This window comes from Stappia sp. TSB10GB4, from assembly GCF_900185745.1.
GTDB lineage: Bacteria > Pseudomonadota > Alphaproteobacteria > Rhizobiales > Stappiaceae > Stappia.
In genome coordinates this window covers 1-10,797 of sequence record NZ_FYAV01000009.1, presented here as the reverse complement: position 1 = coordinate 10,797, position 10,797 = coordinate 1, and the positions used below count along the sequence as shown (strand labels likewise).

Below are 10,797 nucleotides of genomic sequence, written 5' to 3'. Positions count from 1 at the left end.
GCAGATCCGTTCCATCCTCTTCATGGCTGCCCTCAGCGCCGCACGCTGCAAAGGGCCGCTGCGACCCGTCTTCCACAGGCTCATCGCAAACGGAAAGAAGCCAATCGTCGCCCTCACAGCCCTCATGAGAAAGATCGTCGTCATCCTCAACGCCAGAACGAGAGACCATCTCAACGATATGAGTTGATGACGAAAAGAGAGGGCGGCGCGCAGGAGATGTTGGCGCACCCTCGCCGCCGCTCTGGCAGCCAATGGGCCCCGGATCTCGCGATGCTCGTCCGGGATGACGGCGGAGGGTGGGGCGTCCGGAGGACGCGGGGGAGAGCGTGTCCGGAGGCAGCCAGTCGATGCAGCGAAGCGATCCGGTCAGGCGATGCAGCGAAGCGAGGCGGTCAGGCGACGCGGGTGTTGTCGGTTTCCACGTCCGGGTCGGTTTCGCAGCGCACCAGATTGCGCCCCGCAGCCTTGGCGGCGTAAAGGGCGGTGTCGGCGCGCGCCAGCAGCGACTGCGGCGTATCGGTGCCCCGGAAGGTCGAAACGCCGATGGAAATGGTGATGCGGCCGAGATTCTCGCCGGTGGAACGCTTGACCAGTTCCTTGGACAGCACCGCCCGGCGGATGTGCTCGGCCACGGTCACCGCCTGGCGCAGCGAGGTGTGCGGCAGCAGGATGGCGAATTCCTCGCCGCCGTAACGGCAGGCGACGTCGTGGCCCTTGACGTTCTGCTTGACCGCCAGCGCCACGAGACGCAGCACCTGGTCTCCGGTCTGGTGGCCATAGGTGTCGTTGAACTTCTTGAAATGGTCGATGTCGGTCATCAGCAGCGACAGCGGCTCCTGGCTCTGCGCCGCATCCTTGACCATGCGCTCGATCGTGTGGTCGAAATGCCGGCGATTGCTGAGCGTCGTCAGCTCGTCGGTCAGCGACTCGTAGCGGATCGCCTCAAGGCTCTCCTGCAACTCCTCGATCTGCTGCCGCGACTCGATGAGCTGGCCCTCGAGCTGCCGGTTCGAATCGGCAGTGTTGCGGGTGGCAAGGAGCAGATGCGCGACAAGCTGCTTGAGCTGCTGCGGATCCTTGAGCGTCTCGAGCTGGCTCTGGGCGCCGGCCAGCGACTGGCCGTACTCGCTGACCGAATCGGCGCTCTGCCCGAGCATATCGACCATGTCGCGGATCTCGTCCGACAGCTTCTCGCCGACCTCGTCGATGCGGTCGCCAAGCTTCGTCGGCGACAGGAAGCTGTTGTAGATCTGCTGGAGCTGATCGGTCGTCACCGTGCCGGCCGCGCCGACGATCTGGTTGACCGCCCTGTTCAACGAGTGGTTGAAACCAGCCGCATACGTGTACCAGAGTTCATAGAATCGCGGATAGGCCGGCAAGACGTTCTTGCGGATGTATTTCAGCGCCGCGTCACCATAGACGATGGTGCGCTTGTGGTCGTCTTCCTGGGCCATGCGATGTTCCACACGTCTCGGTTTCGTGCTGGAAAAATGCACGCGACCTCGAAAAGGATCTATTCTCACTTTTGACAGTGAAGCCTTAAGGCACGGTTAAGCATAATTGAAAGTTCCGTCAACGGAGCGTACGCCCAAAAAGGCGCCAGTGCCCGGAAATCAGCGGAACAGCGCAAAAGCGGCCGCAAGCGAGCGTCCGGGCCGGCCTTGCGGCGATCCGGCGGGCTTCGCATGGCATCTCGGCAGCCGGCGGGTGGGCGCCCTTCGCCTTGCGGGAACAGGTGAAACAGCATCTTCTGCCGGCAGGTGAGGCCGGGGCCCGACCACAACCAAAAAGGGCAGGCGCTGGACCTGCCCCTTCACCCCGTCGCGTTCCGCGAGGGAGCGCACACGGTGCCATCGATTCGGTCTTTCGGCATCGTTACGGCGGAGCGCCAGGACGGCGAGGTCAGCCCTTGGAGGGGCGGATCTCCCGCAGCAGGAAGGCCGGAACGTGGTCGCCAAGCCCGATCACCGGCTCGTCGTCGTCCTGGCGGCGACGGTTGCCGCCGCGCCGGTTGTCGGACCCGCCCTTGCCGCCGGACCGGTCGCGCGAAGGAGCGGCTGTCTGGTCCCGGCGGGGGCCGCGATCGCGCGGCGCCGCACTGCGCTGCTCGCCGCCGGAGCGGCCGGAGGATGCGGGCTTGTCGGTCGCGGTCTTCTCGGTGGAAGGCTTTTCGGCGGCGGTCTTCGCGGAGACGGGCTTCTCGGTGCCAGCCTTCTCGGTGCCAGCCTTCTCGGTGGCAGTCGTTTCCGCTGCCGGCTTTGCCTCGGCCGCGGGCCTGCCGGCGCCGCGTGCGCGTGCGGGCTTGCTGTCGGCCTTCGCCCCCTCGGTGGCGGTGTCCTTGGCTTCGCCCTTTGCCTGCGACGTGCTGCGACGCTTGCGGGCGGGACGCTCGGCCGCCTCGTCCGAGGCTTCCTCCTCGGCCCTGCGGCCACGGCCGGTGGCGGAGCTGCGCCCGCCGCGACGCGGCCGTTCGGCCGCCGCCGCCTCGAAGTCGATCGCCTCGTCGAGCCAGGGGATCTTGCGGTCGATCAGCTTCTCGATCGACTGCAGATACTTCTGGTCGCCCGGCGTGACGATGGTGATCGCGACGCCGCTGCGCCCGGCGCGGCCCGTGCGGCCGATGCGGTGGACATAGTCTTCCGCATGGGTCGGCACGTCGAAATTGTAGACATGGCTGACGGCGGGAATGTCGAGGCCGCGGGCGGCGACGTCGCTGGCCACCAGCAGAGACAGCTCGCCCTTGCGGAACTGCTCCAGCGTCGCCATGCGCGAGCGCTGGTCCATGTCGCCATGCAGGGCGCCGACCGAATAGTCATGGCGCTGCAGCGAGCGGAACACGGTCTGCACGTCGCGCTTGCGGTTGCAGAAGATGATCGCGTTGGTGAGGTTCTCGGCCTGGTCGACCATGCGGCGCAGGGTGGCGCGCTTGTCGAAATCCTTGGAGCCGGAGGCGACGATGTTCTGCGTCACGGTGTCGGCGGTGGAGGAGGTGCGGGCGACCTCGACGCGGGCCGGATTATGCAGGAACGTGTCGACGAGACGCTGGATCTCCGGCGGCATGGTGGCGGAGAAGAACAGGGTCTGGCGCGTCATCGGGATCAGCTTGCAGATCCGCTCGATGTCCGGGATGAAGCCCATGTCGAGCATGCGGTCGGCCTCGTCGATGACGAGAATGTCGACGCCCTGCAGCAGCAGCTTGCCGCGCTCGGTATGGTCGAGCAGGCGGCCCGGCGTGGCGATCAGCACGTCGACGCCGCGGTCCAGCTTCTTGTCCTGATCGCCGAACGAGGTGCCGCCGATCAGCAGCGCCACGTTGAGCTTGTGGTTGATGCCGTACTTGTTGAAGTTCTCCTCGACCTGGGCGGCGAGCTCGCGCGTCGGCTCAAGGATGAGCGTGCGCGGCATGCGGGCCCTGGCGCGGCCCTTTTCGAGCAGCGTCAGCATCGGCAGGGTGAAGGAGGCGGTCTTGCCTGTACCGGTCTGGGCGAGGCCGAGCACGTCGCGCTTCTGCAACACGTGCGGGATGGCGGCGGCCTGAATGGCAGTGGGTTCGGTGTAGCCGGCCGCTGCAACAGCGGCGAGCACTTTCTCGCTCAGTCCAAGTGAGGAAAAGGACATATGACCTTGATGGTATGACAGGGACGAAAGCCATGCCCCGGCAGCGTCCTGCGGGGCCGGCACTTTGGCGCGCACACTACAGTTTCAAAATAAAATGTCAATGACACACAGTCGCGGGACCGGTCTTGCCAAGAATTGCGCTGAGGATCGCCGCCAGTGCCCGCCGTCAGTTACTTGCCGGCTGAAACAGGTAGCCTGTCGGATCGTCTTTTTCGAGAAACAGCTCATACGTGGTTTCGCCGACATCGACGAAGGCCACGACCCCGTGGGCGTCGGCCTCACTGCGCAGCGCCGCGATCCGCCCTTCCAGCTCCGCCGTCTCGGCAACCTCGACCAGCGCTGCCCCCTCGCGCAGGATGAAGATCCGGTCGCGCGCGCTCTCGCGCACCACCACGAAGGCGGTGCCGCTGCCCTCCGGCCCGGCCAGCCGGGTCATCCCCTGGAACTCGTCCGGCAGGGCGGCAACGAAGTCGGCGACCGGATCGGCGTGAACGGGAAGCGACGCCAGACACAGGGTAAGACACAGGGCAAGGCCGGCGGCCGCGAGAGCCAAACGGGGAGCAAAACGGGGAGCGAGAGGGGCGGTCATGGTCGGGTCCTCCTGCATGCGGGTGTGGGGATCCTGCGCCACGCGGCGAGGGCGGGTCAACCGGACGCGCCGATCGCCGGCAGGGCAAGGCTCGTACCCTCGTAGAAATTGCGGTAGTCGGCGGCATAGCGGCGGCGCACGGCAAGGCGCAGCACCGGCTCGATCTCGCCGACGAGGGCGGCGATCGCCTCGCCATGCGGCTCGGCGATGCCCGGCAGCGGGCCGATATCGATGCCGCAGGCATGCGCCAGGTCGGCGCGCAGGCCCTGCCAGTCGGCCTCGCCGGTCTCGTGGCGCAGCAGGCGCGTCGGCAGCAGCCGCGCCTTGTGGGTGAGGATTGCGGTCTGGCTGCGATAGGCGTTGGGGCTCTTCCAGTCCGGCAGGGCGCAGACGCGGGCAACGAAGCCGGCGAAATCGTCGTCGGGGCGGAAGGCGCGGTCGGCGCCAGGAGGCGGCGCGGCCTCGGTCCGCATGCGGTGGAAACAGGCGGCGAGCCGGGTCAGCGGATCGCGCACCACGGAAAACACCAGCGCGCCGGGATGGCGGCGCATGAGCTGGCGCCCGGACAGGAGGTTGAGCCCGTCGGCCCAGGAGGCGAGGGTGCCGGTGGCATAGGCGCAGGCGTCGTCGCCGGCCTCCGGTTCGGTCTCTGTCTCTGTCTCTGTCTCGGCTCCCGTTACGTCCTCCGTCTCGTCGTCCTCGAAATCGTCGGTGTCGAAGGGAACGCCGCCACTGCCGGCGGTCAGGCGCAGCAGGGCCTGGCGGATGTCCTCGCTCGCCGAATTGGGGCAGCGGCCATAGGCAAGGCCGAGATGGGGAAGCACAAGGAAGCTGTGGTCGCGCAGCGGCCGGCGTCGGCGGATATAGGCGTGGAGAATCGCCTTCAGCACGGCATCGGCTTCCTGTGACTGGGTCGCGGACGCCCGGCGTCGTTCGACCTTGTTATAATTTTGCCCGCCCGGCGGGGGCGGGGATCAATTCGGCCCGCCCGCGGGGCGGGCAGGGCCTTTCAGCATTAATGGATGAGCGATATGGCGGAAAGACGGTTTTCGACTTTTCCGCGCAACGGCATGACGAAACGCAGGCTTTCGGCCGGCCTCCAGAAATCTGCCAAGGTAGGGCTCTAGATGTCGAGTTCCTCGGCGAAGCAGGCGTTTTCCTGGATGAACTGGAAGCGCGCCTCGGGCTTGTTGCCCATCAGCCGCTCCACCGCCGAGCCGGTGCCTTCCGGATCGGCGGCGCTGATCTCGACGCGCAAGAGGCTGCGCTTCGCCGGGTCCATCGTCGTCTCCTTGAGCTGGGCGGGAAGCATCTCGCCGAGGCCCTTGAAGCGGCCGATATCGACCTTGGCACTGCCCTTGAACTCGCGGGCGAGCAGCGCGTCCTTGTGGGCGTCGTCGCGGGCATAGAGCGTGCGCCCGCCCTGGGTCAGCCGGTAGAGCGGCGGATTGGCGAGATAGAGATGGCCGTTGCGAATGAGCTCGGGCATCTCGCGGTAGAAGAAGGTGATCAGCAGCGAGGCGATATGGGCGCCGTCGACATCGGCGTCCGTCATGATCACCACCTTCTCGTAGCGCAGGTCCGCATCGCGATAGGTCTTGCCTGTGCCGCAGCCGAGCGCCTGGATCAGGTCGGCGAGTTGCTGGTTGGCGGCGAACTTGTCGCGCCCGGCGCTGGCGACGTTGAGGATCTTGCCGCGCAAGGGGAGGACGGCCTGGTTGAGCCGGTTGCGGGCCTGCTTGGCGGAGCCGCCGGCCGAATCGCCCTCGACGATGAACAGTTCCGAGCCGGCCGCCTGGTTGGAGGCGCAGTCGGCGAGCTTGCCCGGCAGGCGCAGCTTGCGCACCGCGGTCTTGCGGGCGACGTCCTTCTCCTGGCGCCGGCGCAGCCGCTCCTCGGCCCGGTCGATCACCCAGTCGAGCAGCTTGTTGGCCTGGTTGGGCGAGGCGGTCAGCCAGTGGTCGAAGGCATCGCGCACGGCCGTCTCGACGATGCGGGTCGCCTCGGAGGTCGCCAGCTTGTCCTTGGTCTGGCCGACGAATTCCGGCTCGCGGATGAAGACGGAGAGCATGGCGCCGGCCGAGGTGACGATGTCGTCGCCGGTGATGATGGCGGCCTTCTTGTTGCCGGTCAGCTCGGCATAGGCCTTCAGCCCGCGCAGCAGGGCATAGCGCAGGCCCGCCTCATGGGTGCCGCCCTCGGGCGTCGGCACGGTGTTGCAGTAGGAATTGATGAAGCCGTCGCCGGCGAACCAGGTGATGGCCCATTCGACGGCGCCATGACGGCCGGTCTCTTTCGTCCGGCCGGCGAAGGTGTCGTCGATGACGCGGCGCTCCTTGCCGAGCGCGTCCTGGAGATAGTCGCGCAGGCCGCCGGGGAAGTGGAAGGTTGCCTCGGCCTCGACGCCCTCGAGCACGGCGACCGCCGGATCGCAGCGCCAGCGGATCTCGACGCCGGAGAAGAGATAGGCCTTGGAGCGCGCCATCTTGAACAGGCGCGCCGCCTTGAACGCCGCGCCCTTGCCGAAGATCTGCTCGTCGGGAAGGAAGCGCACCAAGGTGCCGCGCCGGTTCTGCACGTCGCCGACGCATTCCAGCGGGCCGACCGGCGCGCCGCGGCGGAACACCTGGCGGTAGAGCTTGCGGGCGCGGGCGACCTCGACGGTCAGTTCCTCCGACAGGGCGTTGACCACCGAGACGCCGACGCCATGCAGGCCGCCGGAGGTCTCGTAGACCTTGCTGTCGAACTTTCCGCCCGCATGCAGCGTGGTCATGATGACCTCGAGCGCCGACTTGTCGCGGTGCTTGGGATGCGGGTCGACCGGAATGCCGCGGCCGTTGTCGACGACCGTCAGGCTGCCATCGGCGCCCAGCGTCACCTCGATCCAACTGGCATGGCCGGCCACCGCCTCGTCCATCGAATTGTCGATGACCTCGGCAAAGAGGTGATGCAGCGCGCGCTCGTCGGTGCCGCCGATATACATGCCCGGACGCCGGCGCACCGGCTCCAGCCCTTCCAGCACCTCGATATGCTCGGCCGTATAGTCGGAGCCGTCGCCGCGCTCGGCGCGGGGGGGCGCGCTGCGGCGGGCGCTCGGCGCGGGCGCCGGGATCGATGCCGATGCCGATGCTGATGCCGAGGTTGGGCGCTCGACCGTCGCGGCGCTGGCCTGCTTGCCGGGGGACGGGGCGGCGCCCGTGTCGAAGAGGTCGTGGTCGATGCTCATGCTCTGTCCGGTCGGGGGCGCGGGTCCGCGCCCGAATCATTCACCAAGTCTGCCAAGTGCGGCGGATTCGGCCAAGGATCAAGCATTGAGTGCCCGGCCAACAACCGTTTTTCAACTCCTCCCTGGCAGGATGGCGATGCGGCCCGAGGGTTGAGAGGCGGGCGGAACCGGAGGGAATGGTCATGAACATCATTTCGCACAAGGGGGTGGCGCGCCGGGTCGACCTGGTGGCGGCGGGGGCGCTGATCGTTTCCGCGCTGGTGAATGTGCTTCTCGGGTGAGCCGTCCGCCGGCCCTGTCGTTTGTGACGATCCTGCAACAGTGTTGCAAGACTCTTCCATGGGCGAGGGGATCGGGGCGGCCATGCCGCGTTTCGGCCATTTTTTGACGGCCACCGTGACGGGTGTCCGAAGCCTGTGCCGGGGAATGCGGCGGTGGGATGGCGGGCACGGTCCTACTCTTGCCCAGTTGCCGGTCTAGAGTCCGGAGAGAACAGGAAGAGGAGGCCCGCATGGCGGAACTCGGCGACTGGCAGGTGCGCCGATCCGTATCGTGACGGGCAGTCGGGGAGGTCTCTCCCCGGACAGGATCAGGGGCAGAACAAGACGGGGGGACGTGGCGCCGATGCGCGCCGCGCAACCTGACGGGTCCGCCCGGCGGCGCGACGGCCTTTCGGCTTTCGGCATCCGGGCGAGGACCCGCGAGATAAGGACAGGACGCTTGCGCGAAGGGCACGCTTCACGATGCGACACGGCCGCCGATGGCTGCCGGCACGCGAAGACAGATGACCCGGCGCGGGCGCGAGGTGCTCAATGATGCGGATCATCGGTTCAGGCCTTGTGTGCGCTGTCGCCCGAACTCTGGTCGTGGCGCTGGTCATGCCCGTTGCGGCCCCCGTTGCTGCCCTGGCGCAGGAAACGGCTGCGGAAGCGGCGGCGAGACTGTCGGGCGCGGCGCCCGCCTCGCAGGATCTGTCGCCCGGCGAGGCGCTGCGCGTCGGCACGCAGTTCTACTATGCCGGCGAGAAGGAGCGGGCGCTCGACTCGCTGCGCTTCGCGGCCGAACAGGGCCACCCGCTCGCCGCCTGGAAGCTTGGGCGGATGTATTCGCGCGGCGACGGCGTGCAGGAAGACGACATCAAGGCGTTCGAATATTTCCGCCAGGTCGCCTCGAAATATGCCGACGACAGCCCGACCTCGCCGCGCGCGCCGTTCATCGCCAGCGCCTTCGTCGAACTCGGCTCCTATTATCTCACCGGCATCAACAACAGCGCGATCCAGCCGAACGTGGCGCGGGCACGCGAGATCTTCACCTATGCCGCCTCCTATTTCGGCGACGCGGATGCCCAGTTCCATCTCGGCATGCTGTATCTCGACGAGCAGGAGCGCGACCCGCACATGGCGGCGCGCTGGCTGAAGCTCGCCGCGCAGAAGGGCCATCTGATGGCACAGGCGCGGCTCGGCGAACTGCTGTCGAACGGCGAGTTCCGCGGCGTGGAAAACCGCACCGACGGGTTGATGTGGCTGACGGTCGCCCAGCGCCGGGCGCAGGGCGCTGATGCGCTGTGGATCGGCGAGGCGCAGGAGCGCAGCTTCGGCCTTGCCTCCGAGAAGGTGCGCCGCCGCGCCGCCGCCATGGCCGACAGTTGGCTGGCGAAGAACGGCACCTTGGTCGCCGGAGCGGCGACCGACTAGGCACCCGAATCTGAAGTTCGTCACATTTCTCGGCATGCTCTGAACGAACTTCAGATTCAAAAGGATGACTAGCAAGCCTATGTTTCTGGTGTGGTGAATTTCGGATTCGGGTGACCAGGGCCGGATTCCGCAACGTCAGAAAGCTCGCCGATGCCGCGCGTGCGTGCTATCATCGCGCATGCGCAGGACATGGCTGCCCCGCATCCGTATCAGACGGGCCCGTGACGGGCGGGCGGCGCCGGCTCTTTCAAGGGTCGCCGCGGGCAGCGGGCTTGCGCCGATCTCATCTCCTCGCTTGGCTGTTTTGCTGTCGGGTCTGGCATGCGCCATGCTTCTGCTCCTGGCTTTCGCAGGGCCCTCCGCCGCCGATATCGTTGCCGACCGGCCGGGGGGCGCGGGCGGCATCTCCCTTGCGGATGGCAGCAGCGCCGGCACGCGCCCCGACTGCCCCTGCCGCTATTTCGGCGTGAAGTACCGGATCGGCGAAACCGTCTGCCTGCGCGGCCCCGACGGGCCGAGGCTCGCCCGCTGTTCCATGATGCTCAACAACACCACCTGGGAAACGCTCGATCGCTCGTGCCCGACCTCCGCCCGCGCGCCGATGACGCTCGCCGCGGCATTTCTCTGCCGGCCGGGCGGGTAGGGGCGGTTTTCGGGGGTTTTCTCGCTCCGGCGCCCTTCCGGCCGCAGGCGAAGCCGGAGAGCCGGGAGCCATTGGCACCCTCAGCGGAGGTTTGTTGCACAGACCTTTCCCCGCGTCTTCCCGGACGAGGCCGAAGGCCGAAGATCCGGGACCGGAGAGCCACCGCGGTCGTGGGGGCGTTCGGGAGTGCCTTCGTGAGGCCCTCGGCTCTCCGGCCCCGTTGGGGTGGACGGCCCCCATCCGGCGTCGTTTTGCGCCAAGATGATGGTCCCAACACATCGAAGGAGCCGCCCAATGAACGAGATTACGCGCATCGGCATGGACACGTCCAAGCATCTCTTCCAGCTTCACGGGGTTGACGCGGCCGGCACGACGGTGCTGCGCAGGCAACTGCGGCGCGGCCAGCTTGAAGCGTTCTTCACGGCCTTGCCGCCGGCGCGGGTGGTGATCGAGGCCTGCACCGGCGCCCACCACCTGGCGCGCCGGCTGCGAAGCTGGGGCCACGAGCCCCGGCTGATCGCGCCGCACCGCGCCAAGCCCTATGTCGGGCGCAACAAGAACGACGCGGCCGACGCGGCCGGACTGTGCGAGGCGGGCGGGCGTCCTGGCATGCGCTTCGTGCCGGAGAAGAGCCCCGAGCAACAGGCCCGGCTGATGCTGATGGGCGTGCGCGCCAGCCTGATCCGGGCGCGCACCCAGGTTGCCAACGCGATCCGCGGCTATGCGGCCGAGTTCGGGCTGATCGCGCCCAAGGGGCTGTGCCGCATCGAGACGCTGCTGGAGCAGGTGGCGAGCGACCCCGCCCTGCCGCCGCTCGCCCGCAAGCTGTTCGCGCTGCAGGGCGAGCAATATGCCGCGCTGGCGCCGGCGCTTGCAAAGGTCGAGGCGGAGCTCGAAGCGTTCGTGCGCGACGACGACCTCGCCCGGCGGCTTAAGGCGATCCCTTCGGTGGGACCGGTGGGCGCGGCCTTGTTGACGATCAAGACGCCGGATCCGCGCGTGTTCGCCTCGGCCCGCGGGTTTGCGG

8 protein-coding genes and 1 pseudogene are annotated in these 10,797 nt (G+C 67.7%); 4 read left to right on the top strand and 5 right to left on the bottom strand.

Translation table 11 applies throughout. From position 1 onward, the window contains the following. Positions 1-187, top strand: a pseudogene (locus TSB10GB4_RS23605) (IS110 family transposase); the annotation flags it as partial. Between the two features lie 205 nt (positions 188-392). Here the strand turns inward: TSB10GB4_RS23605 and TSB10GB4_RS00195 are convergent. From TSB10GB4_RS00195 to parE, 5 genes are all read right to left on the bottom strand, one after another. Beyond that, on the bottom strand, positions 393-1,454 hold the full coding sequence (locus TSB10GB4_RS00195) for a GGDEF domain-containing protein (protein WP_186394076.1): 1,062 nt from the start codon (positions 1,452-1,454) through the stop codon (positions 393-395). Between the two features lie 448 nt (positions 1,455-1,902). Then, a complete protein-coding gene (locus tag TSB10GB4_RS00190) occupies positions 1,903-3,618 on the bottom strand; it encodes a DEAD/DEAH box helicase (protein WP_208984301.1) in 1,716 nt (571 codons plus the stop codon). A 166-nt stretch (positions 3,619-3,784) separates the two neighbouring features. Next, positions 3,785-4,207: a hypothetical protein gene (locus TSB10GB4_RS00185; RefSeq protein ID WP_186394075.1), complete on the bottom strand. Its 423-nt coding sequence runs from the start codon at positions 4,205-4,207 to the stop codon at positions 3,785-3,787. A gap of 56 nt (positions 4,208-4,263) precedes the next feature. Further along, the gene (locus tag TSB10GB4_RS00180) at positions 4,264-5,097 is read right to left on the bottom strand and encodes a sulfotransferase family 2 domain-containing protein (RefSeq protein ID WP_186394074.1); all 834 of its coding nucleotides are present in this window, start codon (positions 5,095-5,097) and stop codon (positions 4,264-4,266) included. Between the two features lie 233 nt (positions 5,098-5,330). Then, positions 5,331-7,433, bottom strand: a complete 2,103-nt coding sequence (gene parE, locus TSB10GB4_RS00175; RefSeq protein WP_186394073.1) for a DNA topoisomerase IV subunit B — start codon at positions 7,431-7,433, stop codon at positions 5,331-5,333. 812 nt (positions 7,434-8,245) lie between these two features. Here parE and TSB10GB4_RS00170 point away from each other — a divergent pair. From TSB10GB4_RS00170 to TSB10GB4_RS00160, 3 genes are all read left to right on the top strand, one after another. Further along, positions 8,246-9,127, top strand: coding sequence for a tetratricopeptide repeat protein (locus TSB10GB4_RS00170; protein ID WP_208984298.1), 882 nt, complete (start codon positions 8,246-8,248; stop codon positions 9,125-9,127). A 328-nt stretch (positions 9,128-9,455) separates the two neighbouring features. Next, on the top strand, positions 9,456-9,770 hold the full coding sequence (locus tag TSB10GB4_RS00165) for a hypothetical protein (RefSeq protein WP_186394072.1): 315 nt from the start codon (positions 9,456-9,458) through the stop codon (positions 9,768-9,770). Positions 9,771-10,064: 294 nt separating this feature from the next. Continuing rightward, positions 10,065-10,797 (top strand): IS110 family transposase (locus TSB10GB4_RS00160; protein WP_186394071.1); only part of this gene is annotated, 733 nt, incomplete at its 3' end.

Coding starts and splice junctions, on each gene's coding strand:
- TSB10GB4_RS00195 (WP_186394076.1), bottom strand. CDS start 1,454: ATGGCCCAGGAAGACGACCACAAGCGCACCATCGTCTATGGTGACGCG.
- TSB10GB4_RS00190 (WP_208984301.1), bottom strand. CDS start 3,618: ATGTCCTTTTCCTCACTTGGACTGAGCGAGAAAGTGCTCGCCGCTGTT.
- TSB10GB4_RS00185 (WP_186394075.1), bottom strand. CDS start 4,207: ATGACCGCCCCTCTCGCTCCCCGTTTTGCTCCCCGTTTGGCTCTCGCG.
- parE (WP_186394073.1), bottom strand. CDS start 7,433: ATGAGCATCGACCACGACCTCTTCGACACGGGCGCCGCCCCGTCCCCC.
- TSB10GB4_RS00170 (WP_208984298.1), top strand. CDS start 8,246: ATGATGCGGATCATCGGTTCAGGCCTTGTGTGCGCTGTCGCCCGAACT.
- TSB10GB4_RS00165 (WP_186394072.1), top strand. CDS start 9,456: ATGCTTCTGCTCCTGGCTTTCGCAGGGCCCTCCGCCGCCGATATCGTT.